Origin of the sequence: Arthrobacter sp. NPDC080082, from assembly GCF_040686595.1 — a bacterium.
Lineage (GTDB): Bacteria > Actinomycetota > Actinomycetes > Actinomycetales > Micrococcaceae > Arthrobacter.
In genome coordinates this window covers 840526-864394 of the sequence record NZ_JBFBKQ010000001.1, presented here as the reverse complement: position 1 = coordinate 864394, position 23869 = coordinate 840526, and the positions used below count along the sequence as shown (strand labels likewise).

23 protein-coding genes and 2 riboswitches are annotated in these 23869 nt (G+C 70.4%); of the genes, 18 read left to right on the top strand and 5 right to left on the bottom strand.

The window, feature by feature from the left end; all coding sequences use genetic code 11:
• Positions 1–106 precede the first annotated feature (106 nt).
• Genes AB0O44_RS04090 through mnhG form a run of 6 tightly spaced genes read left to right on the top strand, consistent with a single transcriptional unit; the run spans position 107 to position 6442 of the window.
• The gene (locus tag AB0O44_RS04090; RefSeq protein ID WP_364134529.1) at positions 107–3061 is read left to right on the top strand and encodes a Na+/H+ antiporter subunit A; all 2955 of its coding nucleotides are present in this window, start codon (positions 107–109) and stop codon (positions 3059–3061) included.
• The gene (locus tag AB0O44_RS04085) at positions 3058–3603 is read left to right on the top strand and encodes a Na(+)/H(+) antiporter subunit C (protein WP_364134526.1); all 546 of its coding nucleotides are present in this window, start codon (positions 3058–3060) and stop codon (positions 3601–3603) included. Before AB0O44_RS04090 ends, AB0O44_RS04085 begins: the two co-directional genes overlap by 4 nt.
• Positions 3600–5228 (top strand): Na+/H+ antiporter subunit D, encoded by a 1629-nt coding sequence (locus AB0O44_RS04080; protein WP_364134523.1) that lies wholly within the window; start codon positions 3600–3602, stop codon positions 5226–5228. Before AB0O44_RS04085 ends, AB0O44_RS04080 begins: the two co-directional genes overlap by 4 nt.
• Complete coding sequence (locus AB0O44_RS04075) at positions 5225–5770, top strand: Na+/H+ antiporter subunit E (RefSeq protein ID WP_290256422.1); 546 nt, start codon at positions 5225–5227, stop codon at positions 5768–5770. The genes AB0O44_RS04080 and AB0O44_RS04075 overlap by 4 nt, the downstream gene beginning before the upstream one ends.
• Positions 5767–6045 carry a monovalent cation/H+ antiporter complex subunit F gene (locus AB0O44_RS04070; RefSeq protein WP_290256421.1) on the top strand — a complete coding sequence of 93 codons (279 nt, stop codon included), beginning with the start codon at positions 5767–5769 and terminating at the stop codon, positions 6043–6045. The genes AB0O44_RS04075 and AB0O44_RS04070 overlap by 4 nt, the downstream gene beginning before the upstream one ends.
• Entirely contained in the window at positions 6035–6442 is a 408-nt protein-coding gene (gene mnhG, locus AB0O44_RS04065; protein WP_364134518.1) for a monovalent cation/H(+) antiporter subunit G, read from the top strand. Before AB0O44_RS04070 ends, mnhG begins: the two co-directional genes overlap by 11 nt.
• Positions 6443–6484: 42 nt before the next feature.
• Here mnhG and AB0O44_RS04060 read toward each other — a convergent pair whose 3' ends face one another.
• Positions 6485–6748, bottom strand: a complete 264-nt coding sequence (locus AB0O44_RS04060; protein ID WP_290256419.1) for a DUF4235 domain-containing protein — start codon at positions 6746–6748, stop codon at positions 6485–6487.
• A 105-nt stretch (positions 6749–6853) separates the two neighbouring features.
• Here AB0O44_RS04060 and AB0O44_RS04055 point away from each other — a divergent pair, with 105 nt between their 5' ends.
• The 6 genes from AB0O44_RS04055 to AB0O44_RS04030 all read left to right on the top strand — a co-directional run bounded on the left by AB0O44_RS04055 (position 6854) and on the right by AB0O44_RS04030 (position 13611).
• A complete protein-coding gene (locus AB0O44_RS04055; protein ID WP_364134515.1) occupies positions 6854–7576 on the top strand; it encodes a hypothetical protein in 723 nt (240 codons plus the stop codon).
• Between the two features lie 26 nt (positions 7577–7602).
• Positions 7603–7744, top strand: a riboswitch (TPP riboswitch).
• Between the two features lie 67 nt (positions 7745–7811).
• Positions 7812–8444 (top strand): ECF transporter S component, encoded by a 633-nt coding sequence (locus AB0O44_RS04050; RefSeq protein WP_290256417.1) that lies wholly within the window; start codon positions 7812–7814, stop codon positions 8442–8444.
• An 11-nt stretch (positions 8445–8455) separates the two neighbouring features.
• Positions 8456–10015: an ABC transporter ATP-binding protein gene (locus AB0O44_RS04045; protein ID WP_364134512.1), complete on the top strand. Its 1560-nt coding sequence runs from the start codon at positions 8456–8458 to the stop codon at positions 10013–10015.
• Positions 10012–10815, top strand: a complete 804-nt coding sequence (locus AB0O44_RS04040; protein WP_364134509.1) for an energy-coupling factor transporter transmembrane component T — start codon at positions 10012–10014, stop codon at positions 10813–10815. Before AB0O44_RS04045 ends, AB0O44_RS04040 begins: the two co-directional genes overlap by 4 nt.
• A gap of 100 nt (positions 10816–10915) precedes the next feature.
• On the top strand, positions 10916–12439 hold the full coding sequence (locus AB0O44_RS04035; protein ID WP_364134506.1) for a UDP-N-acetylglucosamine 1-carboxyvinyltransferase: 1524 nt from the start codon (positions 10916–10918) through the stop codon (positions 12437–12439).
• Positions 12440–12462: 23 nt separating this feature from the next.
• Positions 12463–13611 carry a glutamate--cysteine ligase gene (locus tag AB0O44_RS04030; protein WP_364134503.1) on the top strand — a complete coding sequence of 383 codons (1149 nt, stop codon included), beginning with the start codon at positions 12463–12465 and terminating at the stop codon, positions 13609–13611.
• 28 nt (positions 13612–13639) lie between these two features.
• On the opposite strand, the gene AB0O44_RS04025 is transcribed toward AB0O44_RS04030, so the two are convergent.
• From AB0O44_RS04025 to AB0O44_RS04015, 3 genes are read right to left on the bottom strand one after another with little or no spacing between them, the layout of a single operon-like run.
• Positions 13640–14851 carry an O-succinylhomoserine sulfhydrylase gene (locus AB0O44_RS04025; RefSeq protein ID WP_364134500.1) on the bottom strand — a complete coding sequence of 404 codons (1212 nt, stop codon included), beginning with the start codon at positions 14849–14851 and terminating at the stop codon, positions 13640–13642.
• Positions 14848–15255, bottom strand: coding sequence for a rhodanese-like domain-containing protein (locus AB0O44_RS04020; RefSeq protein ID WP_364134497.1), 408 nt, complete (start codon positions 15253–15255; stop codon positions 14848–14850). Before AB0O44_RS04020 ends, AB0O44_RS04025 begins: the two co-directional genes overlap by 4 nt.
• Positions 15252–15494, bottom strand: a complete 243-nt coding sequence (locus AB0O44_RS04015) for a DUF1737 domain-containing protein (protein WP_364134697.1) — start codon at positions 15492–15494, stop codon at positions 15252–15254. Before AB0O44_RS04015 ends, AB0O44_RS04020 begins: the two co-directional genes overlap by 4 nt.
• 103 nt (positions 15495–15597) lie before the next feature.
• Positions 15598–15710, bottom strand: a riboswitch (SAM riboswitch).
• A 466-nt stretch (positions 15711–16176) separates the two neighbouring features.
• Between AB0O44_RS04015 and AB0O44_RS04010 the strand changes: the two genes are divergently transcribed.
• The 5 genes from AB0O44_RS04010 to AB0O44_RS03990 all read left to right on the top strand — a co-directional run bounded on the left by AB0O44_RS04010 (position 16177) and on the right by AB0O44_RS03990 (position 21324).
• Positions 16177–17082: a PIG-L deacetylase family protein gene (locus AB0O44_RS04010; protein ID WP_290256410.1), complete on the top strand. Its 906-nt coding sequence runs from the start codon at positions 16177–16179 to the stop codon at positions 17080–17082.
• Positions 17079–18023 (top strand): ATP-grasp domain-containing protein, encoded by a 945-nt coding sequence (locus AB0O44_RS04005; RefSeq protein ID WP_364134494.1) that lies wholly within the window; start codon positions 17079–17081, stop codon positions 18021–18023. Before AB0O44_RS04010 ends, AB0O44_RS04005 begins: the two co-directional genes overlap by 4 nt.
• Positions 18010–19305 (top strand): glycosyltransferase family 2 protein, encoded by a 1296-nt coding sequence (locus AB0O44_RS04000; protein WP_364134491.1) that lies wholly within the window; start codon positions 18010–18012, stop codon positions 19303–19305. The genes AB0O44_RS04005 and AB0O44_RS04000 overlap by 14 nt, the downstream gene beginning before the upstream one ends.
• Positions 19302–20381, top strand: a complete 1080-nt coding sequence (locus tag AB0O44_RS03995) for a hypothetical protein (protein WP_364134488.1) — start codon at positions 19302–19304, stop codon at positions 20379–20381. Before AB0O44_RS04000 ends, AB0O44_RS03995 begins: the two co-directional genes overlap by 4 nt.
• Before the next feature lie 157 nt (positions 20382–20538).
• Entirely contained in the window at positions 20539–21324 is a 786-nt protein-coding gene (locus tag AB0O44_RS03990) for a hypothetical protein (protein ID WP_364134485.1), read from the top strand.
• A 24-nt stretch (positions 21325–21348) separates the two neighbouring features.
• On the opposite strand, the gene AB0O44_RS03985 is transcribed toward AB0O44_RS03990, so the two are convergent.
• Positions 21349–22299 carry an aminodeoxychorismate lyase gene (locus AB0O44_RS03985; RefSeq protein ID WP_364134482.1) on the bottom strand — a complete coding sequence of 317 codons (951 nt, stop codon included), beginning with the start codon at positions 22297–22299 and terminating at the stop codon, positions 21349–21351.
• A gap of 91 nt (positions 22300–22390) precedes the next feature.
• Here AB0O44_RS03985 and cls point away from each other — a divergent pair, with 91 nt between their 5' ends.
• On the top strand, positions 22391–23866 hold the full coding sequence (cls, locus tag AB0O44_RS03980; RefSeq protein ID WP_290256404.1) for a cardiolipin synthase: 1476 nt from the start codon (positions 22391–22393) through the stop codon (positions 23864–23866).
• The last annotated feature ends 3 nt before the right edge of the window (positions 23867–23869 follow it).

The following is a 23869-nucleotide window of genomic DNA, read 5'->3' as shown; positions in this document are numbered from 1 at the left end:
AAAAGAATTTGTACACGCTTGGTAAACTGTTCGGACTGAACCTAACCACATGCGCCGCCTGCTCCAACTTTTTGATAACCGAATTCCTGACGTTGCGGAGATACCAGTGATCACAGTCCTAGCCGTGCACTTCGCTGTGGCTCTTGTGGCGCCGTTTCTCTTCCGCCGGGTTGGCAGGAATGCGTTCTACGCACTGGCGGCGGTCCCCGCGGGCTCGTTCCTCTGGCTGATCCTGCAGCACGACGCCGTGTACGCGGCCCCGGACGCCCCCGCCCTGCTGGTCCCCTGGATTCCCGACCTCGGCCTGGAGCTGGCCTTCCGGATGGATGCCCTGGCCTGGGTGATGTCCCTCTTGATCCTGGGCGTCGGGGCGCTGGTCCTGGTCTACTGCGCCCGGTACTTCAAGAACAAGGACAGCAACCTGGGCGGCTTCGGGGCGCAGCTGTTGGCCTTCGCCGGGGCGATGTTCGGGCTGGTCACCGCGGACGACCTGCTCCTCATGTTCATCTTCTGGGAGCTCACCACCGTCCTGTCCTACCTGCTGATCGGCTACGCCCGGACCCGCCTGGCCGCCCGCCGCTCCGCGCTGCAGGCCCTGATCGTCACCACCGCCGGCGGCCTGGCCATGCTGGTGGGCCTGATCATGCTCGGATCCTTCGCCGGCACCTACCGGATCTCGGCCCTGCTGCAGCAGGCGCCGGAGCTGGTGGCCGGCCCCGCCGCGCCGGCGGTGGCCACCGCCGTCGTGCTGGTGCTGGTAGGGGCCATCACCAAGTCGGCGCTGGTGCCCTTCCACTTCTGGCTGCCGGGCGCCATGGCGGCCCCCACCCCGGTCAGCGCGTACCTGCACGCCGCGGCGATGGTGAAGGCCGGCATCTACCTCGTGGCGCGGCTGGCGCCCGGGTTCGCCGGGACGGACACCTGGCTGCCGGTGGTGCTGGGCCTGGGCCTGGCCACCATGCTGGTGGGCGGCTACCGGGCGCTGCGCCAGACGGACATCAAACTCATCCTCGCCTACGGCACCGTCAGCCAGCTCGGCTTCCTGAGCATGGTGGTGGGCCTCGGGCAGCCCGACGCCGCCCTGGCCGGGATCGCCCTGCTGCTGGCCCACGGGCTGTTCAAGGCCACCCTGTTCCTTGTGGTCGGCATCATCGACCATCAGGCCGGCACCCGCGACATCCGCAAGCTCTCCGGTGTGTTCCGGTCCTCCCGGGCGCTCGGCGTCGTGGCCGTGATCGGCGCCGCCTCGATGGCCGGGGTGCCCCCGCTGGCCGGGTTTGTGGCCAAGGAGTCCGTTTTCGAGGCCTTCGTGCACCACGCCGGGTCCGGGCCCTGGGGAGTGGTGGTCCTGGCCGGCGTCGTCGTCGGGTCGATCCTGACCTTCGCCTACAGCGCGCGCTTCCTCTGGGGCGCGTTCGCGGTCAAGGACGGCGTCCCGGTCACCCGGTTCAAGGCCATCAAGCCCGCCTTCCTGGCCGCGCCCGCAGTGCTGGCCGTCCTCACGGTGGCCTACGGGCTGTGGCCCGCGCCGGTGGACGGCTGGATCCAGCCCTACGCCGCGCTGTTCGCCGGTGAGGACGCCCACGACGCCGGGCACCTCGCCCTCTGGCACGGAATCACGCCGGCGCTGGGCCTGACCGCCGTGACCTTCGCCCTCGGACTGGCGATGTACTACGGCCGCGGCGCCGTCGCCCAGGCCCAGGAGCTGGTTCCGGGCTGGATCAACGGCGACCGCGCCTACCAGCAGACCATCGGCGCGCTCGACGACGCCGCCGTGTGGGTCACCGGCCGCACCCAGCGCGGTTCGCTCTACTTCTACCTGGCCGTCATCCTCAGCGTGGCCTTCCTGCTCCCGCTGACCGCCATCCTGCTCGCGGGCAAGCCCCTCCCGGCGGACCTCTACGTCATCGACCCGGGGTCCCCGCTGCAACTGGTGGCCGGAGCCGGCATCGTGGTCGGCGCCCTCGCCGCGGTCCGCGCCAACAAGCGGTTCCTGGCCGTCCTGATGGTCTCCGTCACCGGCTACGGCATCGCGCTGATGTTCGCACTGCAGGGCGCCCCGGACCTCGCGCTGACCCAGATGCTGGTGGAAACCATCATCCTGGTGGCGTTCGTGCTGGCCATGCGCAGCCTCCCGGCCGAACTCCGGGACCGCACCGGCGGCCGGTACCGCGTGGTCAGGATCATCATCGGCGCCGGCTTCGGCCTGACCATGATCTTCGTGGCGATCTACGCCCTCGGTGCCCGGGTCGCCACGCCGGTCTCGCTGGACTTCCCGCGGCTGGCCTACGACGGCGGCGGCGGGCTCAACGTCGTCAACGTCACCCTGGTGGACATCCGGGCCTGGGACACCTTCGGCGAGATCTCCGTGCTGGCCCTTGCCGCCACCGGCGTCGCCAGCCTCATCTTCGTCCGCGGCCGTGGCGACCGGATCCGGTCCTCCGGCTCGGTCGTCGAGGGCACGGTGGGCCGCCTGGCCGCCCCCGCGCACAGCCGCGACGGCGCCGCGCTGGCCCTGAGCCGCCGGTTCGCGGCGTCCACCAAGGACGCCTGGCTGGTGGCCGGCCGGACCCTCGCCCCCGAGCGGCGTTCCATCATCTTCGAGGTGGTGACCCGCCTGGTGTTCCACTCGATGATCGTCTTCTCGATCTACCTGCTGCTGGCCGGGCACAACCTGCCCGGCGGCGGCTTCGCCGGCGGCCTGATGGCCGGGCTGGCGCTGACCATCCGCTACCTGGCCGGCGGCCGGTTCGAGCTGCGCGAGGCCGCGCCGCTGAGCGCCGGCGCGCTGCTGGGTATCGGCCTGGCGACGGCGGCCGTGTCCGGGGTGGCGCCGCTGCTCCTGGGCGGCGAGGTCTTCCAAAGCGCCATCGTCCAACTCTGGCTCCCGGTCTTCGGTGACATCAAGTTCGTCACCTCCACCATCTTCGACATCGGCGTCTACATCGTCGTCGTCGGCCTGGCCCTGGACGTGCTCCGCAGCCTCGGCGCCGAAATCGACGAACACTTCGAAGAGCAGTCGGACGCGGCCGCCGGAACCACCCCCGGGGGGAATGCATGAGCGTCAACCTGACCCTGCTGACCGTGATGGGGGTGCTGTACGCCTGCGGCATCTACCTGCTCCTGGAGCGCAGCCTCACCCGGGTGCTGCTGGGCCTGATGCTGCTGGCGAACGCCACCAACCTGCTCATCCTCACCACGGGCGGCTACGCCGGCCTGGCCCCGCTGTTCGCCAAGGACACCGATCCCGGCGCCTACAGCGACCCGCTGCCGCAGGCGTTGATCCTGACCTCGATCGTGATTTCCTTCGCCGTGACCGCGTTCATGCTCGGCATCATCTACCGCACCTGGGTGCTGGCCCGGCAGGACGAGATCCAGGACGACGCCGAGGACCTCCGCGTCGCCGAGACGCCCAGCTTCGACGCCGAGGACGACGCCGTCATCCCCGAGGAAACCTCCGAATTCCCGTTGCCCGCCGTCGAGCCCGACGCCGGCGGGACCATCCTGGCCGGCGCCCGCCAGATGCCGGCCAGCGAAGCCGCGGCAGAGGAACGGCCCGGCTCCCGCACCACCGCCCCGAACCAGGAAGGAGGGTCCGAGTGAACATCGCCAGCTTTGCCCCGCTCGCCGTCGTCCTCCCCATCTTGGGCGCCGCCCTGACCTTCCTGCTGATCCGGCACTCCCGGGCGCAGCGGACGGTCAGCATCGCGCTGCTCTCCGTGACCCTGCTGCTCGAGTGCTGGCTGCTGGCCTCCGTCTGGGAGGGCGGCACGGCGGCGGTGAGCATCGGCGGCTGGCTGCCGCCGTGGGGGATCGTGCTGGTGGTGGACCAGTTCTCCTCGCTGATGCTGGTGGTCTCCTCCGCCGTGAGCCTGGCCGTGCTGGTCTATGCGACCGGGCAGGGCATGGCCGACGGCGACAGCGACGCCCCGGTCTCGATCTTCCACCCCACCTACCTGATCCTGGTGGCCGGGGTGTCCAACGCCTTCCTCTCCGGAGACTTGTTCAACCTCTACGTGGGCTTTGAGATCCTGCTGACGGCCAGCTACGTGCTGATGACCCTCGGCGGCACCGGGCCCCGGATCCGCGCCGGCGTGACCTACGTGGTGGTTTCTGTGGTCTCCTCGGTGCTGTTCCTGATCGCCATCGCGATGATCTACGGCGCCACCGGCACCATCAACATGGCGGACCTGGCCATGAAGCTGGGGGACCTGGACCAGGGAACCCGGAACCTGCTGCACGTGCTGCTGCTCGTGGCGTTCGGGATCAAGGCCGCCGTCTTCCCGCTCTCCTTCTGGCTGCCCGACTCCTACCCGACCGCCCCCGCCCCGGTTACGGCGGTGTTCGCCGGCCTGCTCACCAAGGTGGGCGTCTACGCGATCGTCCGCACCGAGACGCTGCTCTTCCCCGGCGACACCTTCAACTCCCCGCTGATGGTGGTGGCGCTGCTGACCATGGTGGTGGGGATCCTGGGCGCGCTCGCGCAAAGCGACATCAAACGTCTGCTCTCCTTCACCCTGGTCAGCCACATCGGCTATATGGTGTTCGGGCTGGCGATGTCCTCGGTGGCCGGCCTGGGCGCCGCGGTGTTCTACGTGGCGCACCACATCACCATCCAGACCAGCCTCTTCCTGGTCACCGGGCTGATTGAACGCCGCGCCGGCAGCTCCTCCGTGGACCGGGTGGCGGGCCTGGCCAAGCTCTCCCCGCTGCTGGCCGTGCTGTTCTTCATCCCGGCCATGAACCTCGCCGGGATCCCTCCGCTCTCCGGCTTCCTGGGCAAACTGGGCCTGCTCCAGGCCGGCGTCCTGCTCGGCACCCCGCTGGCGTACGCGCTGGTGGCCGGCGGCGTCCTGACCAGCCTCCTGACCCTGCTGGCCATCGCCCGTGTCTGGAACCGTGCCTTCTGGCGCAAGCCCGAGGACGCCGAGCACCCGGACCCGGTGCTGCTCGCCGCCCCGGGCGGTGAGTCCCAGGGAACCGGCGGGGCCGGGACATCCTCCGCACGCCACACGGTGAGCCTGCTGCCGCGCACCATGGTCGGTTCCACTCTGGCGCTGGTCATCCTCGGCGTGGCCCTGACCGTGTTCGCCGGGCCGCTGTTCCGCCTCTCCGGCCAGTCCGCGGCCGAGATGCTGGACCGGTCCTCCTACATCCACGCGGTCCTCGGCGACGAGGTCACGGTCCCGGCCCCGCCGCAGCCCGTGGCCCAGGGAGGCGGCAAATGACCCGCAAACGCATCTCGCTGCGCCAGGAACTGCCGCTGCTGGTCTGGCTGGTGATTGTCTGGGGCGCCCTCTGGCAGGACTTCAGCGCCGGCAACCTGCTCTTCGGGGCGCTGATCGCTGTGTTCGTGGCCCGGTTGTTCTACCTGCCGCCGGTGGAATTGGGCGGACGGTTCAACGTGCTGCGCGCCGTCCCCTTTGGCCTGGTGTTCCTCGGCAAGGTGGTCGCGGCGAGCTTCCAGCTGCTCTACCTCGCCGTGGTGCGCGGGCCCCGGGTGGTCAGCGCCATCGTCGCGGTCCCGCTCCGCAGCCACTCGGATCTCCTGGTCACCGCCACCGGCCACGTCATCTCGCTGATTCCGGGCTCCCTGGTCGTGGAGGTGGACAGGGGTACGTCCACGCTCTATATCCACGGCATCAACGTCCGCGACGCCGAGGACGCCGCCAGGCTCCGCAAGGACGTCCGGGACACTGAGGCCGGCCTGATCCGGATCATGGGCTCCCCGGAGGAAGTTTCCGCCCTCAAACAGGAGGCAGCCGCATGATGCCGATCGTCCTGGCCGTGACCGCCGTGATTCTGTCCCTCGCGGCGGGCGGCGCCATCATCCGGATCGCCCGAGGGCCTTCGCTGCTGGACCGCGTGCTCGCCACCGACGTGCTGCTGGCCATCCTGGGCGCCGCGCTGTGCATCGACATGGCCGTCAACCGGCACCTGAACAACCTGATGCTGCTGGTGGCGATCTCGATCATCGGCTTCGTCGGGTCCGTGACCGTGGCCCGCTTCGTAGCCGACCGCAGGAGGCACCCCCATGAATCCTGAGACCTTCTCCGGGGATACGGTGATCGACGCCGTGTCCGCCGTGTTCATGGTGGTGGGTGCACTGATGTCCCTCGGCGCCGCGATCGGCCTGCTCCGCTTCCCGGACCTGATGAGCCGGATGCACGCCGCCACCAAGCCGCAGGTCCTGGGCCTGTTCCTGCTGCTGTGCGCCGTGGGCCTGCAGATGCGCACCTGGTGGGTGTGGCCGGTGCTGGTGGTCGCGTGGATCTTCCAGCTGCTGACCGTCCCGGTCTCCGCGCACATGGTGGGCCGCGCCGGCTACCGCACCAAGCACCTCCACCCGGAGTTGCTGAGCGCGGATGAGCTCGAAGCGGTGGTGCAGCAGGCCGCCGGGGAACGCGGCTTCAACGAGGACGGGGAGCCCCGCCGGGACTGATGCCCGGGGGACTCCCCGTCGGAGTCCGGTGGTGCGGTGCGCCTAGACGATGTCCTGGGTCTTGGCGAAGCGAGTGATGGCCCGCTGCGTGCCGCGGTTGGCGAGGACCTGGATGACGGCGCTCACCGAGGCCGAGATCAGCGCGAAGGTCAGGGCCTGGCGCAGCGTGGTGGGGACGTCGTCGTCGTGGCCCTTCGGCGGCTTGTTGCCGGTGGTCTTCTCCCAGACGGTGTCCACGAGCTTGGTGCCGACGAGACCGGCGACCAGGCTGATGCCGGTGCCGAGCAGTTTGATGACAATGTTCATTTCGTGCTCCTTGCGGGTGGAAACAGGACTGCCCCTAGCCTACTGGCACACCGGTCCGGGGCGGACGCCCCTGTCCGCCGCGCGCCGCCCGGCCTACCGTCGGGCATGGACAGAGACCGGGGCGCACCCTGGGCGCCGTTCCAGCTGGCGGCCGGCTGCTGCTCGATCGCGTTCGTGGTGCTGCTGGTGCTGGCCCTTGTGCTGGACTTCATCGCGCCGCCGCCGGTCGACGGGGCCGTGCCGACGCTTGAGTTCATCGCCCGCAACAAGCCCGTCTACGTCGCCGAGCAGCTGCTTTGGACGGTCCCGAACATCCTGGCGGTGCCCGTCTTCGCTGCGCTGTTCCTGGCGTGCGCTCCGGCGGCAGAGGGACTGGCACGGGGCCTGGCGCTGGGCGGCGCCCTGGTGGGCGGGCTGTCCTGGGCGCTGATCCTCGCCATCCCGGTTACCAGCCGCGGCTCTCTGGTGCTGGTCTACCTCAGCGACCGGTACGCCGGGGCGGCCGACGACGCCGCGCGGCAGCGGATCAGCGCCGCCGCCGAGGCGGTGATCGCCGAGAACAACACACCCGCCGTCGCCGGGGTGCTTTCCGCGGCGGGCATTCTCCTCATGTCCGTGGCCATGGTGCGGGCAGGGCTCTCCCGGGCGGTGGGCTGGCTGGGCATCGGCGCCGGTGCCCTGGGGCTGCTCGCGGAGGCGCTGCGGTACCTCGTCCCGGCGCTCTACGGCGGCTACGGCCTCCTGATGTGGGCGTGGTTCGTGGCGGCCGGGATCGTGCTGATCCGGCTCGGCAGGGAGGGGAGGCGGGCCCCGGCGGCGCGGGTGTAAACTGGGCCAGCCCACACGGGCGACATTCATAACGACAGGGGAGCGCCGCCGTCGGACCCTTCCGGAGGAATCCGGGAACCGTAGGTGGGCGCTGAGAGTGCGGACAGCCGCAGACCCTCGAACCTGATCCGGTTAGTACCGGCGCAAGGGAGTCGAGTTCTCAGGGTGTCCGGAACACGCGGCAGCGGCCGCCGTGGCCGGAATACCCTCCCCTCCTGTACCTCAGGAGGACGACATGACCGATATTTCCACCCCCCGCACCACAGCGGCCGGCAAAAAGAGCTGGCGCGTGGTCGACATTGTCCTGGCGGCGCTGATCGCGATTGCCGGCGGCGTCATCTTCTGGGCCTGGGACCAGGGCTCCAACGTGGTGTCCGTCCCGCTCACCGCCGTCTACCCGCCCCTGACCGGCCTCTACGCCGGCGGCTGGATGATCCCCGCGGTCCTCGGCATGCTGGTGGTCCGCAAGCCCGGCGCCGCGCTGTTCTGCGAGGCCGTCGCCGCCACCGGCGAGCTGATCATGGGCTCCCAGTACGGCACCACCGTGCTGATCTCGGGCATCCTGCAGGGCCTCGGCGCGGAGCTGGTCTTCGCCGCCTTCCGCTACAGCAAGTTCAACCTCCCGGTCTCCCTGCTCGCCGGCGCCGGCGCGGGCCTCTTCTGCGGCCTGAACGACTGCTTCCTGCCCTGGGGCTGGAACATCGCCTTCGAGGCCGGGGACAAGGCCGCCTACATCGTCTTCTGCGCCATCTCCGGTGCCGTGATCGCCGGCGGCCTGGCTTGGATCGCCACCCGCGGCCTGGCCCGGACCGGGGTGCTGGCCTCCTTCGCCTCCCGCAAGGCGGCCACCGAACCCGTCTTCTCCTGACACCCGCGCGCATGAACGCCGACGACGTCCGCCCCGCCGCGGTCACCGCCCGCGGCTGGGGCTGGCGGCACGCCGGACGGTCCCGGCCCGCCATCAGCGGACTGGACCTGGACATCAGCCCGGGCGAACGCGTCCTGCTGCTGGGACCTTCCGGCGCCGGTAAGTCGACCCTGCTGCACGCCCTGGCCGGGGTGCTCGGCGAGGGCGGCGGCGCGGACGCGGACGCCGACGACGCCGACGAGACCGGCAGCCTGCTCATCGACGGGGCCCCACCCCGGGACCGCCGCGGACGCGCCGGGCTGGTGCAGCAGGACCCGGAGACCCAGGTGGTGCTTTCCCGGGTGGGTGACGACGTCGCGTTCGGGGCGGAGAACCTCGCCGTCCCGCCCGCGGAGATCTGGGCCCGGGTAGGGGAGGCGCTCGACGACGTCGGGCTCGGATCCCTGCCCCTGGGCCACCCGACGTCTGCCCTCTCCGGCGGGCAGAAGCAGCGGCTGGCCCTGGCCGGCATCCTCGCGATGCGGCCCGGGCTCCTGCTGCTGGACGAACCCACCGCGAACCTCGACCCCGCCGGTGTGCTGGAGGTCCGCGACGCCGTGGGCCGCTGCCTGGACCGGACCGGCGCCACCCTGGTGGTGGTGGAACACCGGGTTTCCGTGTGGAAGGACCTGGTGGACCGGATCGTGGTGCTGCAGCCCGGCAGCGCGGGCGAATCCGCCGTACTGCTGGACGGGCCGCCGGACCGGGTGCTGGCCGAGGCGCGGGAGATGCTGATCGCCGCCGGGGTCTGGGTCCCGGGCCACGTGCCGGCCACCCGCGCCCGGAGCGCCGGCGACACCGGGCAGGGTCCGGAACCCGGCTTCGAAGCGGGCCGGCTGTTGCTGGCCGCAGAGTCCCTGGCCGTGTCCCGCGACCGTCCCCGCCGGGGCGGCCTGCGGACCCGCTTCCGCGCCGTGCCGCCCGTGCCGGTGCAGGAGGGTATCGCCGCGCAGGTCCGTGCGGGGCGCGCGCTCACCATCACCGGGCCCAACGGCGCCGGGAAATCGACCTTCGCCCTGACCCTCGCCGGGCTGCTGGCCCCGGTGGCCGGGACCGTGTCCGCTACCACCGACCTCAGCGCCGGCGCGGGCATCGACCCCTATGCCTGGAAGGCGCAGCAGCTGATCCCGCGGATCGGCACGGTCTTCCAGGAACCCGAACACCAGTTCGTGACCGGCCGGGTGCTGGACGAACTGACCTTCGGGCCGCGGCAGCTGGGCCGCGGCGCGGACCGGGTGGACGAACTGCTGGAGCGGCTGCGGCTGCGGGACCTGGTGGACGCCAACCCCTACACCCTCTCCGGCGGCGAGAAGCGGCGCCTGTCCGTGGCTACCGTGCTGGCCGCCCACCCGCAGGTCCTGGTCCTCGACGAACCCACGTTTGGCCAGGACGCCAACACCTGGGCCGAGCTGGCCTCCTTCCTCTCCGAACTCCTGGACGCCGGCACCGCCGTCGTCTCCGTCACCCACGACGCCGAATTCAGTGACGTCCTCGGCGGCGACGAGCTCAAGCTGCAGGGGGTGGCGGCATGAGGGAAGCCCTGACCCTGGAGGGAAACCGCGCCCTGCTGGCCCGCGCCAACCCGCTGGCCAAGTTCTCCGGCGTCGTGCTGGTCACCGTGGCGCTGGCCCTGTCCATCGACTGGGTCTCCGCGTCCGTGGCGCTGGCCTTCGAGGTGCTGCTCTTCCCGCTGGCCGGGCTCACCCCCGCCCTGCTCTGGCGCCGCGGCTGGCCGCTGATCCTGGCCGCTGCCCTGGGCGGCTGGAGCACCGCCATCCTCGCCCCGGACCGTGGCCGGATCCTGCTGGACGTGGGGCTCTGGTCCATCAGCGAGGGCTCACTCCAGCTGGGCCTCGGCTTCCTGCTGCGCGGCCTCGCGATCGCGCTGCCGGCCGTGCTGCTGATGAGCTGCACCGACCCCACGGACCTGGCCGACGCCCTCGCGCAGCAGGCGAAGCTGCCGCACCGGTTCGTGCTGGGCACCCTCGCGGCGATGCGGCTGGTGGGACTCATGGCGGAGGAATGGCAGACCATCGGGATGGCCCGGCGGGCCCGCGGCGTGGGCTCGCACGGCAGCCCGGCGCAACGGCTCAGGGCCATGCTGGGGCAAAGCTTCGGGCTGCTGGTCCAGGCGGTCCGGCGGGCGTCGCGGCTGGCGGTGACCATGGAGGCGCGCGGCTTCGGCGGTGCCCGGCGGACCTGGGCCCGGCAGGCTCGTTTCACCGGGTTGGATGTGTGGGTGGTCTTGGGCGGCGTGGTGATCGCCGGGTCGGCAGTAGCCGCCGCCGTCGCCGCAGGGACCTGGAACATGGTGTTCCTCGGCCAGCAGTGACCAGCGCGATTTATCGCACCATCCGACTAGGGGTGTGACGTTACGCGCTTTGAAGCGCATCCGGAGGCGGTCGGTAACTCATGTGTGATATTTCTTGGGTATGACGCTTCCCACTGCAGAACACCTCGGCACGGTCCTCAAGGACGCACGCGGCGAAAAGGGCTGGACCCAGGGCAAACTTGCCGCAGAGCTTGGCACCAGCCAGAGCGCCGTCGCCCGGATGGAACAGGGCAAGCAGAACCTGAGCCTGAAGATGATCCAGCGCCTGGAGTCCATCTTCGGCCGCACCATCGTCAAGGTGGGCCGGCCCCAGATGACCCACCTGCGCGTGGAGGGCGGCCACACCCTCTCCGGCGCCGTGGACGTCAACAGCAGCAAGAATGCCGGCGTCGCCCTGCTCTGCGCCAGCCTGATCAACCGCGGCACCACGGTACTGCGCCGGCTGGCCCGGATCGAGGAGGTCAACCGGATCGTCGAGGTGCTGACCAGCATCGGCGTCGAGTGCACCTGGCTGAACGCCACCGACCTGCAGATCCGCCGCCCCGCCGTCCTGGACCTCGACGGCATGGACGTCGACGCAGCCCGCCGCACCCGCAGCGTCATCATGCTGCTGGGCCCGCTGCTGGACGAGTCCGCCGAGTACCGGCTCCCCTACGCCGGCGGCTGCGACCTGGGCACCCGGACCGTGGAGCCGCACATGCAGGCGCTGCGCCAGTTCGGCCTCCGCGTGGAGGCCACCTCCGGCTTCTACACCGTCCAGGCGCCGCCCGCCGACGGCGAGAACCGCTCCTTCGTCCTCAGCGAGCGGGGCGACACGGTCACCGAGAACGCCATCATGGCTGCCGCCCACCGTCGCGGCACCACGGTCATCCGCAACGCCAGCCCCAACTACATGGTCCAGGACCTCTGCTTCTACCTGCAGCGCCTGGGCGTGGAGATCGACGGCGTCGGGACCACCACGCTGAAGATTGTCGGCCGGCCCGCGGTGGACGTGGACATCGAGTACTTCCCCTCCGAGGACCCGATCGAGGCGATGAGCCTGATCACGGCCGGCATCGTGACCAACTCCGAGGTCACCATCCGCCGCGTGCCGATCGAGTTCATGGAGATCGAGCTGGCCACCCTGGAGCAGATGGGCCAGCGGCTGGAGGTCTCCGCCGAATACGTGGCGCGCAACGGCCGGACCCGGCTGGTGGATGTCACTACCCGGCCCTCCGAGCTGAAGGCGCCCGAGGACAAGATCCACCCCATGCCGTTCCCGGGCCTGAACATCGACAACCTGCCGTTCTTCGCCGTGATCGCCGCCAACGCGCAGGGCCAGACCATGATCCACGACTGGGTCTACGAGAACCGCGCCATCTACCTGACCGAACTGAACCGGCTCGGCGCGCAGGTGCAGCTGCTGGACCCGCACCGGATCTACGTCAACGGCCCCACCAAGTGGCGCGCCGCCGAGGTGGGGTGCCCGCCGGCCCTCCGCCCTGCCGCCTGCCTGCTGCTGGCCATGCTGGCCGCCCGGGGCGTGTCCGAGCTGCGCAACATCTACGTGATCGAGCGCGGGTACGAGGATCTGGCCGAGCGGCTGAACACCATCGGCGCGAAGATCGAGTACTTCCAGGACTAAAGACCCCCGGCGCACAATGGGGTATGCGCACCTTCGGCGTCGAAGAGGAACTGCTGATCGTGGACCCCGTCAGCGGGGTGCCGCTGGCGCTCGCGGACGCCATGCTGCGCGGGCTCGTCCGGGGCCCGGAGACCGGCGAGGGCCATTCCGGCTTCAGTTTCGAGCTCAAGCTCGAACAGATCGAAACCCAGACGCTGCCGTGCCGGGAGCATGACGCCCTGCTGCGGCAGATTCGTCGGGCCCGCCGGACCGCCGACGACGCCGCCCGGGTGCACGGCGCCCGGGTCGCGGCACTGGCCACCTCGCCGCTGGCCGCACCCACCCACACCACCCCCAAACTGCGCTACGCCACGATGCAGCGGCGGTTCGGCCTCACCGTCCAGGAGCAGCTCACCTGCGGGCTGCACGTCCACGCCGCCATCGACTCGCCCGAGGAGGGGGTGGCGGTGCTGGACCGGATCCGGGACAAGCTGGCTGTGCTGATCGCCCTCAGCGCCAACTCCCCGTACTGGAACGGGATGGAAACGGGGTTCGAGAGCTACCGCACCCAAGCCTGGAACCGCTGGCCCGCTGCCGGTCCGACGATGGTCTTCGGCAGCCATGCGGCCTACCGCAGGGTGGTGTCGCGGCTGCTGGACAGCGGCGTGCTCTTCGATGAGGGCATGGTGTACTTCGACGCGCGGCTGGCCCGGAACCATCCCACCGTGGAGATCCGGGTGGCGGACGTGTGCCTGCGCGCGGAGGACGCGGCGCTGCTGGCGGTGCTGGTGCGGGCGCTGGTGGAGACCGCCTCGCGCGAGTGGTACGACGGCGTGGACCCGGCGCCGGTGCCGACCGTGCTCTTGAGGATGGCGGCCTGGCAGGCGAGCAACTGCGGGCTGTCCTCCGAGCTGCTGGACTTCGGGACCTTCCGGCCCCGCCCCGCGGCCGAGGTGGTGAACGCCCTGGTGGACTACCTCGCCCCGGTCCTGGCGGATCAGGGCGAGCTCGGCGTGGTGCGCGCCGGGGTGGCCAGGATCCTGGCGGAGGGCACCGGTGCGGAGCTGCAGCGCCGCGCCGGGCTCGGCGCCGTCGTCGGCGAGGCGGTGCGGACCACGGTCGGCGGGGACGTGCCCGACGCCGGCACCGCTACCGGTCCGCTGCCGGCACTGGCACCCGTCCGCCGGTTCTAGGCCGTACGTTCCACGCCGCCGCCGGGGATTACTGGATCCGCGCCAGCGCCTGGCCAAGGTCCCGGATCAGGTCCTCCGCGTCCTCCAGTCCGACGGAGAGACGCACCACGCCGTCGCTCAACCCGATAGCGGCCCGCCCCTCCGGACCCATGGCCCGGTGCGTGGTGGTGGCCGGGTGCGTGATCAGCGATTTCGAGTCGCCCAGGTTGTTGGAGATGTCGATGATCCGCAGCCCGTCCAGCAGCCCGAAGGCGGCATCCTTGGCGGACCGGCCGGCCGGGGACGCCAGTTCGAAGGTCAGCACGGTCCCGCCGGACTTCATTTGCTTGGCGGCCAGCTCGTGCTGCGGGTGGGAGGCCAGGAGCGGGTACTTCACCCAAGTCACGGCCTGCTGCGCCTCGAGCCACTCTGCCAGCCGCAGCGCCGAGGCGGAGGCGTGGTTGACCCGCAACGACATGGTTTCCAGGCCCTTGGTCAGCACCCAGGCGTTGAAGGCGGACAGCGCGGGTCCGGTGTGGCGCATCAGTTGCCGGACCGGGCCCTCGATGAACTCCTTGCTGCCCAGGATCGCGCCGCCCAGCACCCGGCCCTGGCCGTCGATGTGCTTTGTGCCGGAGTAGACCACCACGTCCGCGCCGAAGTCCGTGCAGCGCTGCAGCAGCGGGGTGGCGAAGACGTTGTCCACCACCACGGTGGCGCCGGCGGCGTGCGCCAGCCCGCTCACGGCGGCGATGTCCACGATCTCCTGCATCGGGTTCGACGGCGACTCGAAGAACACGGCGGTGGCCGGCGTCGAGAGCGCGTCACGCCACTGGTCGAGGTCCGGGCCGTCGACGAAGACGGTCTCCACGCCCCAGCGCGGCAGGATCTCGTTCAGGATCACGAAGCAGGATCCGAACAGGGACCGGGCGGCGACCACCCTGTCACCGGCCCCAAGCAGCGCGCCGAGAGCGGTGAACACCGCGGACATGCCCGACGCCGTCGCGAAGCACGCCTCGGTGCCCTCGAGCAGGCGGAGCCGCTCCTGGAAGGTGGCCACCGAGGGGTTGCCGTAGCGGGAGTAGACGAACCGCTCGTCCTCGCCGGTGAAGGCCCGCTCCGCGGCGGCGGCGGATTCGTAGACGAAGCCGGAGTTGAGGAAGATCGGCTCGGTGGTTTCCTGGAAGCCGGTCCGGTCCAGGCCGCCACGGACGGCCTGGGTGTCCGGGTTCCAGTCCGCGGCCTCGGGATTGAAACTCATGCGGTGCGGGTCCCGTCGGTCGGCAGGCCCACGTTTTTCCAGCCGTTGACGCGGCGGACGCCGGCCTCATCCGGCTGGCCCTCAAAGCCGTCCAGCACGTTGTAGACGGTGAATCCCGCCGCCGTCGCAGCCCCTGCCGCCGCGACGGAGCGGGCCCCGGACCGGCAGAGGAAGAGCAGTTCGGCGTCGGCCGGGACGCGCTGCCGGAGCTCGTCCAGGAAGTCCTCGTTCGGCACGCCGCCGGCCCGGGTCCACTCGATGAATACCGGCTCCGCGGCCGCCCCGCCGGTCACCGGGACGCCGATCTGGGCCCACTCGGCCCGGGTGCGGACGTCCACCAGCACCGCGCCGGACTGCAGCCGTTCCCAGGTTGCCTGCGGGGTCAGGTCCCCGGCGTAGCTCATGCCCCCGCCTGCCCTTCGGATTCCAGCCCTTCGGATTCCAGACCGTCGACGGCGCGGGCCACCGCGGCGTCCGCCTCCGCGACGGCGGCCGGCAGCACCAGTGCCTGCGCCACGATCACCGATGTGCCATTGAAGGTTGCGGCCGGGCTGCCGTGCAGCACATACCCCTCGGCAAGGGCGGCCGAGATCCGCTCGCAGAAGCTGCGGTCGTCTGGGCCGGTCAGCAGCCGGTAGGCCAGCCGCTCCGCGGGCGCTGCGGCCTGCGCGGGAGGGTTGGCCGGGGTGCCGGTTCCGGGGGCGGGGACTGGGGGCGGGGTCGCGTCGGACACGACAAACTCCTTACGTTCACGCTTGCAGCTCGAATGGTCGATTGCCGAGTAGTCACCTGAGGCACCCCGCCGCAAAAGGAGGGTTGCCGACCGGCCAGTCAGGGCTTGGCACCGGTTCTCATTACTCTGCAAAAAACCTAACACCCCGGGGCCCGCGCCCGCGCGTCGGCCCCGTCATGTTCGGTCACGGGAGGCCGTCCGCCGTAGGCCGACCGAGTATCGCGCCCGTCGTGATCGAGTACAAAAAGCCAGTTCCGTCCGCGGTGGCCGAATGCTTTTCGGGTATTGCCTACTCGGGTTTTCCGATAGGGGCGTCACGTTTACTGAAGTGGCAGTCCAAGGTCTCCGCTGGGTCTCCACATACCGCATACGCCTTTTCAGCACCCGCTGCGCGGCCGCTTCCGGCCGTATGCGCAGTGCCGCTGGCGCATGGGTTTTGACGTCTCCGCCGGGATACCGCGGACCGGTTCTTTGACAAGCAATCCTTCCCTCCAGAACCCGGCAGCCTCTGCCGGGCGGGTTGCAGATCCATCATTTTGTCCGGCGCAGCACTGGGGGCGGCCGGCACCTCGAAGAAGAACTGGAAAGATTCATGGTCTCGATTTACGTCTTGATAATCGTCTTGCTGATTGCGCTGCTGGTCGCAGCGGCGGTGGGGAAATCCTGGTTCCACCGCCGGCTGCGCCGTCCCGAACTTCTGCGCCGGATTTCCCTCGCCACCGGCGCGGTGCTGCTGCTGGCCAACGTCGCCGCCTTTGCCCTGGACGCCTCCGAGTTCTGGCAGACCGCCGACCTGACCGCCACCCTGGGCGGACTCACCGCCCTCGCCATCGCGCTGACCGCCCTGCGCACCGGTGGAAGCCCGGCCCGGCAGCCCCGCCGGGTGCTGGCCATCGGCGCCCACCCGGACGACCTGGAGCTGGCCTGCGGCGGAACGCTCGCCAAGTTCGTCGACTCCGGCCACGAGGTGCAGGGGCTGGTGATGAGCGACGGCAAGCGCGGCGGCAACGCCCTGGAGCGGTCGCTGGACGCCCAGCGCGGCGCCACGTTCATGGGCCTGACCGGCATGATCCATCACAACTTCACGGACACCGAGCTGCACCGCCACAGCCAGGAAATGGTGGGCGCCATCGAGCACGCGATCGTGCGCTTCAACCCGGACATCATCCTCACCCACTCCAACCACGACCAGCACCAGGACCACCAGGCGGTGCACCAGGCCACCCTGCGGGCCGCGCGGCAGCACCACTCGATCCTTTGTTACGAGAGCCCCTCGGCCACGCGGGAATTCAACCCCAGCGTCTTCGTGGACATTGACGACTACGTCGACGCCAAGGTCCAGGCGGTGAAGATGCACAGCGACCAGCTGGCCAAGCCGTACATGACGCCCGAACGGGTCCGCGGCATCGCCTCCTTCCGCGGCGGCCAGGCCCGCCGCCGGGTGGCCGAGGCCTATGAACCCGTCCGCCTGCTGAGCACCGAAATGGAGAAGCTGTGAAGCCGCGCGTGCTGGTCACCGGCGTCGGCGGCCCCGCCGGCCGTGCCCTCGCCGCGCAACTGACCGAACGTGGCATCCCGGTCCTCGGCACGGACATCCGCGACCTGGCCGAAGTCTCCGGGGTGCCGGTGGTCCGGGTACCCGCGGCCACGGATCCCGAGCTGGTGTCCGCGCTGCGCCGGCTGGTCGGCGCCGAGGGCATCAACCTCGTGATCCCCACGGTCAGTGAGGAACTGCCCCGCCTGGCCGCCTTCCGGGCCGGCTTTGGCCCGGACGTCCGCGTCATCATCGGGCCGACCGGCGCCGTCGCGCTCGCCGATGACAAGCTCTACACCGCCTGGCAGCTGCATTCTGCCGGCGTTCCGGTTCCCGCCTTCGGGGTTCCCCGGGACTTCCGCTGCGCGGAGGAGGCCATCGAGCTCCTGGGCGGACCCGTCGTCATCAAGCCCCGGGTGTCCCGGGGCGGCCGCGGCGTGACGGTGGTCCGGAGCGGCTCCGACGTCGACTGGGCCGGACTTCCCGGCGGCCTGATCGTCCAGGAATTCATCCCAGGCACCGAGTACGGGCCAATGGTCTTCGGAACCCCGGCGCACAACACCACACCGCCGTTCGCCGTCGTCGTGGAGAAAACCGCGCTCGCGCAGGGCGAGGTCGGCAACGCCCTTAGTACCCGCCGGGTGGAGGCGGGGGAGGCGAACGACGTCGGCAACCTGGCGATGAACGCCGTCCGTGCCCTGTCCCTCACCGGGCCGGTGGACCTCGACGTCCGGCGCCGGGCCGACGGCACCCCGGTGGTGCTCGAAATCAATGCCCGATTCGGGGCGAACAGCCAGCGCGCGCCGGAACTGCTCGACGCCGTCCTCGCCTCGTTCTCCCTCCCGGCCTTCAACCCGGCGTCATTCCGGCAGACGAGGGGAGCGTTCGCCCATGCCCTGGTATGAGAATCTCCTGGCCGGGCTGATGCCCGGCGCCCAGCTGCTGCTGGTGGTGCTCGGCATTCCGGTGCTGGTCTTCGGCCTCCTGAAGCTGCTGGTCCTGCCCCTGGCCCTCTGGTTCCAGGTGCAGGTGACCCGCCGCCGCCGCACCGGCCAGGGGACCCTGCTGAACGAGTGGCCGACCGTCTCGATCATCGTCCCGGCCTATAACGAGGCCACCGTGATCGAGAACTGCGTCCGCTCCATCCAGCTCACCACCTATGACCGGTACGAGGTGGTCCTGGTGGACGACGGGTCCACGGACAACACCCTGGAACTGATGCACGAGCTCGCCGCCGGGGACCCGAGGATCACGGTCCTGACCCAGGAGAACGCCGGTAAGGGCGCCGCGCTGAACCGCGGCCTGAACTACTCGACCGGCGAGGTCCTGATGTTCGTCGACGCCGACGGCATCTTCTCCCGCAGCACGGTCAAGCGGATGCTCCAGGGCTTCACGGACCGCCGGGTGGGCGCCGTCTGCGGCGACGACCGGCCGGTCAACCTCAACCGCGTCCAGACCCGGATGCTCGCGTTCATCAGCCACGTGGGTACCGGCCTGGTCCGGCGGGCACTGACGGTGATCGGCTGCCTGCCGATCGTCTCCGGCAACATCGGCGCGTTCCCGCGCTCGGTCCTGGCCGACGTCGGACCGTTCCGTGAGGACACCGTGGGGGAGGATCTGGAGCTGACCTGGCGGGTGCACCGGGCCGGGTACAACGTGGTGTTCGCGCCGAAGGCCCTGGTCTACGCCGAATCGCCGTCCACGGTGCACGCCCTCTGGCGGCAGCGGGTCCGGTGGGCCCGCGGGCTGCTGCAGACCATGCGGGTGCACAAGGACATGATCGGAAACCTGCGGCGCGGCCGGTTCGGCGCCTACCTGCTGTTCAACACCGTGACCATGGTGGCACTCCCGGTCCTGCAGCTGTTCCTCCTGCTGGACCTGCTGCTGCTGGTGGCCGGCGGCCGGAGCCCGTTGGGCGCCGACGCGTGGGCGGTCCTGGGCTGGCTGGGGCTGGTGGTCACGGCGGTCCTGACCCTGTTCGGGCTCTCCCTCAACCGGGCGTGGCCGGACCTGCGGCACGCCTGGACCCTGCCGCTGGTCCCCTTCTACTCCGTGTTCACCGGCCTGACCATGGCGGCGGCGCTGCTGCAGGAGACCCGCGGCAAGCAGGCGCACTGGAACAAGCTGAAGCGCACCGGAGTGGTCAGCGTCCCGACGGCGGCGGCCGTCACCGAGGTCAGGGTGTGAGGCTGCTGGCCGCAACGCTGGCCATGGCACTGCTGGCCCTGACGGGCTGCTCGACGCCGGTGCCTCCCCGGGCGGAGGCACCGGCGCCGGAGCGCACCGTGGGCGTCGGCTACGAAACCGTGGTCGAGGACCCAGGCGGCCTCCCGGCCCTGGCCAAGCGGCTCGACGAGGTCAACGCCAACAGCGTCACCATCAGCGTGGGCCGGCTGGACTGGACGGCGTTCCGGTGGGACAAGCACCCCGAGATTGAAGCCGCCGGCGGCCGCGACCACGTGGCGGAGGCCATCAAGGCCCTCGGCACCGCGGGCAACGGCAGCAAACGCCGGGTCACGCTCACCATCGACCTGCTGATCCCGGGCTGGATCGCTAAGAACCAGGGCCTGGCCGGAATCAACCTTGACGGCACCCGGTCCAAGGACTTCGCCAGCGTCACCGCCCTGACCACCGGACCCGTGGGCCAGCGGCTGGTGGAGTTCGTCGACGAGGTGACCCGCCGCTACCACCCCGACGCCGTGGCGCTGACCGAGCTGATGTTCGACGACAACACCTACGGCGGGGACGACCGCGACTCCTATATGCGCGCCACCGGCGCGAAGGACTGGCCGCGGACGGCCGACGGCGGGATCGACACCGGGGACGCCAGCATCGGCGCCTGGCGGTCCCAGGCCCTCGCCTCCGTGGTGGCCAAAGCCGCTGCCGCCGCGCACGCCAACGGCGCCAGCCTGGACATGGACGTCCGGGCGCCCTGGCAGGACCCGGCGGGGGACCGGCCGGAAAGCGGGCACGACTACGCCCTGCTGGCCAAGGCGGCGGACCGGCTGGTGCTCTGGAACTACTTCGCGCTCAACGGCAAGGGCCCCGACTACTCCAAGCAACTGGCCGCGGCCATGGCGGCGAGGCCCGGACGGTTCGTCATCTCCACCGGGATGTGGGCCCGCTCCGGGACCGTGTCCGCCGCAGACCTGGAAACCGCGCTCGCCGACTCGGTGGCCGGCGGCGCTAACGCCGTCGCGGTCACCCCCTCGAGCATGCTGGACGACGCCGCGTGGGCGGCCCTGCGCAAGGCGTGGGCATGACACCGGCCGCGGGCTGTCCCGGCGGCCGGCAATGTCGTAGGCTCGCGCACAACACGCACCTCTCCACGCTCATCCACAACGTTGGCATCCGCACCGCAACCATCCGCACTGCACTTATTGGCACCGCACGTATCCGCACAATCCTTTGGGGGACAACATGACCACGCACCGCCTCGTACCTTCCGCACTGATCATCGCCGCGGGCCTGGCCCTGGCCGGGTGCTCCGGCGGCGGTTCCTCCGCCGCCCAATCCACCGCCGCCCAATCCACCGGCTCCCCGGAAACGACGGCGGCCGGATCCCAGGCGACGTCCGCGGCTTCGTCGTCGGCGCCCAGCCCCAGTGCCACCGCCAGCCCCAAGGCCTACACCACCGCCGAACTCGGCACCATCCTGGCCGGCCTGAAGGACGGGGAGGGCCACCCCCTGACGGCGGTCCCGGCAGACCAGCTGGAGACGGGCATCGCGGCGGCCAAGCAGATGATCTCCGCGGCCGTCATCACCCCGCAGGAATGCGCCGCCCTGGTGGACACCAGCGGCCAGATCCCGGCCGGCAGCACTTACACCGGCGGCGTGGCGAAGTCCTCCTCCGGCCAGGCGATGACCACCGTGACCTTGGTGTCCGTCTCGGACCCGTCCGTGCTGTCCAAGGGAGCCGCCGCCGCAAAGGACAACGCCGGCAAGTGCGCCAACTACACCATCGAACTGCAGGGCAAGAAGATCACCGGCAAGACGGAGGTCCTCCCCGTCGAGACCGGCGGGGACGCCTCGTTCGGGTCCCTGACCACGCAGGGGCTGCCGGACGGGCAGGCTACCCAGACCGCCGTCGTCACCGGCATCAAGGGTTCCCTGTCCGTCTCCGCCGTGGCCATCGGCCAGGGCGTGGGTGCGGAGCCGGCCGCCACCCTGGCGAAGATCGTCAGCGACGCCCTGGCCCAGGGCTAAGCGGGAACGCGGACGCCCCGGCTGCTACTGGACGGTGGCGAACAGTTCGTTCAGTTCGGCGGTCAGTTGGCGGCGGACGTCGGCGGTGCCGACTTCCTTGCCGTCGATGTGGTTGACCGGCGCCAGCAGCCGGATGCTGGAGATCAGCCACACGGCGTCGGCGTCGTAGAGGTCCTCCGGCACCAGCGGGCCGTAGCCCAGCTCCCAGCCGGCGGCCTTCGCGGCGGCGAACAGGGCGCCCTGCGAGGTGCCAGGGAGGATGCCGCTGTCCAGTTGCGGGGTGATCAGGCGGCGCACCGTTCGGGTTCCGCCGTCGCCGTCGTCGGCGGTTTCCAGGTGCGCCAGCAGCACGGTCGACGTCGGGCCCTCCAGCACCCGGCCGTCGGAGGACGTGAAGATGACGTCGTCGGCGCCCTGGTGGTGGGCGTAGCGCAGGGCGGCCATGTTCACCGCATAGGAGAGGGTCTTCGCGCCGAGCAGCAGCCACGGCGCGCGTTCTGCCACCTCGCTGTCGTAGCCGCGGTCCAGCAGGATCACGTCGATGCCGCTCTCGCGCTGCTCGCGGCCGGCCGCGGGCGGGGTGGAAGCCTGCACCCAGCAGGTCGGGACGGGGGAGCCCTCGACACCGCGGGTCGCGATCAGCTTTACCACCACCTCGTCGTCGCCGTCCTCATGGGCACCCGCACGGAACTCCCGGAGCGCCGTCGCGATGGCCTTCCGCCAAGCGTCCTCCGCCGGAATATCCAGCTCCAGCGTCCGCGCCGAACCGGCCAGCCGGGCCAGGTGCCGCGGCAGTTTGCGGGGCTGGCCGCCCACGGCCAGGAGGGATTCGAAGATGCCGTCGCCGCGGGTGGCACCCTGGTCCGTGGCCATCAACTGGGGCTTGGAGGAGTCGGCGACGCGGCCGTCCTCGAAAGCGGAATCGAGGAAGACCAGCACCGTGGCGTTGGCGGGAGCGGAGGCGGACGTAGTCATGGCTTCAGCTTAGTGCGGCGCGCCGGGATAGGATTTGGAAATTGCCCGTTCCGGAACTGTTCCGCGGGTCTGGAACTAGAGGGGTTCGCCTGTGCTCTGGCCTTTACCGTTCGTGGGGTCACTCCCGTCCTGGGCGATCCTGATCCTCACGCTGATCGACCTCGCCATCCGCGTGCTGGCGCTGGGCATCATCCCCGGCAACCGCCGCCCCACCACCGCCATGGCGTGGCTGCTGGGCATCTTCTTCGTCCCCTCCGTCGGTCTGGTGCTGTTCCTGCTGTTCGGCAACTTCCGGCTCTCCCGCCGCCGCCGTGCCCAGCAGGAGGCCGTGAACACCCGGATCCGCGCCGGCACCTCCGAACTTGCCGCCGTCGAAAGCCGCTACGACGGCCCCGAATGGGTGGCCTCCGCGGCGGAGCTGAACAAGACGCTGGGCTCGCTGCCGATGGTGGACAACAACAGCGTGGAACTGCTGCCCGGCTACCCGGATTCGATCAAGGCGATGGCCGCCGCGGCCCGCGAGGCCAAGAGCTTCATCAACGCCGAGTTCTACATCCTCAGCTCGGACCACGTCACCGATGACCTGCTGACGGCGCTGGAGGAGGCCGCCGAGCGCGGCGTCGAGGTCCGGCTGCTGTTCGACCACCTCGGGACCTTGCGGATCAAGGGCTACAGCAAGCTGATCGCCCGGCTCAAGGCCAGCAAGATCCGCTGGCGGCCGATGCTGCCCCTGCAGCCGGTCCACGGCCAGTGGCGCCGCCCTGACCTGCGCAACCACCGGAAGATCATGGTGATCGACGGCGAGGTGGCCTTCACCGGCTCGCAGAACCTGATCGAGCCGTCCTATAACAACCCGAAGCACCGCAAGGTGGGCCGGGAATGGGTCGAGCTGATGGCCTGCATGCGCGGCCAGATCGTCACCACCCTGAACGTCGTCTTCGCCACCGACTGGCTCAGCGAGACGGACGAGTCGCTTGAGCACCAGCTGGGCCACCGGCCCGAGTCGGTGCCGGGCCACGTCACCGCGCAGGTGGTTCCCAGCGGTCCCGGGTTCATCACGGAGAACAACCTCCGCCTCTTCAACACGCTGATCTACTCCGCGCAGCACAAGCTCTCCATCTGCAGCCCCTACTTCGTTCCGGACGATTCGCTGCTGTATGCGGTGACGACGGCGGCCCAGCGCGGCGTCGACGTCGAGCTCTTCGTCTCCGAGAAGGGTGACCAGTTCCTGGTCCACCACGCCCAGCAGTCCTATTACCAGGCGCTGCTCGAGGCCGGGGTGCGGATCTACCTCTACAAGGCCCCGTTCGTGCTCCACGCCAAACACTTCACCGTGGACAACGAGGTGGCCGTGCTGGGGTCCAGCAACATGGACATGCGCTCCTTCTCTCTGAACCTCGAAGTCTCCGTGATGATGCTCGGCGAGGACATCGTCAGCCGGATCCGCGAGGTCGAGGAGACCTACCGCGGCATCTCCCGCGAACTAACGCTGGAAGAGTGGATGAAGCGCCCGCGCCGGATCAAGTACATCGACAACGTCGCCCGCCTCACCGCAACCCTGCAGTAGAGG

Excerpts from the sequence above, each read along its gene's own strand:
- AB0O44_RS04060 (WP_290256419.1), bottom strand. The coding sequence starts at position 6,748 with ATGAACATTGTCATCAAACTGCTCGGCACCGGCATCAGCCTGGTCGCC.
- AB0O44_RS04055 (WP_364134515.1), top strand. The coding sequence starts at position 6,854 with ATGGACAGAGACCGGGGCGCACCCTGGGCGCCGTTCCAGCTGGCGGCC.
- AB0O44_RS04045 (WP_364134512.1), top strand. The coding sequence starts at position 8,456 with ATGAACGCCGACGACGTCCGCCCCGCCGCGGTCACCGCCCGCGGCTGG.
- AB0O44_RS03985 (WP_364134482.1), bottom strand. The coding sequence starts at position 22,299 with ATGACTACGTCCGCCTCCGCTCCCGCCAACGCCACGGTGCTGGTCTTC.
- AB0O44_RS04050 (WP_290256417.1), top strand. The coding sequence starts at position 7,812 with ATGACCGATATTTCCACCCCCCGCACCACAGCGGCCGGCAAAAAGAGC.
- AB0O44_RS04040 (WP_364134509.1), top strand. The coding sequence starts at position 10,012 with ATGAGGGAAGCCCTGACCCTGGAGGGAAACCGCGCCCTGCTGGCCCGC.
- mnhG (WP_364134518.1), top strand. The coding sequence starts at position 6,035 with ATGAATCCTGAGACCTTCTCCGGGGATACGGTGATCGACGCCGTGTCC.
- AB0O44_RS03990 (WP_364134485.1), top strand. The coding sequence starts at position 20,539 with ATGACCACGCACCGCCTCGTACCTTCCGCACTGATCATCGCCGCGGGC.
- AB0O44_RS04070 (WP_290256421.1), top strand. The coding sequence starts at position 5,767 with ATGATGCCGATCGTCCTGGCCGTGACCGCCGTGATTCTGTCCCTCGCG.
- AB0O44_RS04025 (WP_364134500.1), bottom strand. The coding sequence starts at position 14,851 with ATGAGTTTCAATCCCGAGGCCGCGGACTGGAACCCGGACACCCAGGCC.
- AB0O44_RS04000 (WP_364134491.1), top strand. The coding sequence starts at position 18,010 with ATGCCCTGGTATGAGAATCTCCTGGCCGGGCTGATGCCCGGCGCCCAG.
- AB0O44_RS04085 (WP_364134526.1), top strand. The coding sequence starts at position 3,058 with ATGAGCGTCAACCTGACCCTGCTGACCGTGATGGGGGTGCTGTACGCC.
- AB0O44_RS04030 (WP_364134503.1), top strand. The coding sequence starts at position 12,463 with ATGCGCACCTTCGGCGTCGAAGAGGAACTGCTGATCGTGGACCCCGTC.
- AB0O44_RS04075 (WP_290256422.1), top strand. The coding sequence starts at position 5,225 with ATGACCCGCAAACGCATCTCGCTGCGCCAGGAACTGCCGCTGCTGGTC.
- AB0O44_RS04020 (WP_364134497.1), bottom strand. The coding sequence starts at position 15,255 with ATGAGCTACGCCGGGGACCTGACCCCGCAGGCAACCTGGGAACGGCTG.
- AB0O44_RS04035 (WP_364134506.1), top strand. The coding sequence starts at position 10,916 with ATGACGCTTCCCACTGCAGAACACCTCGGCACGGTCCTCAAGGACGCA.
- AB0O44_RS04010 (WP_290256410.1), top strand. The coding sequence starts at position 16,177 with ATGGTCTCGATTTACGTCTTGATAATCGTCTTGCTGATTGCGCTGCTG.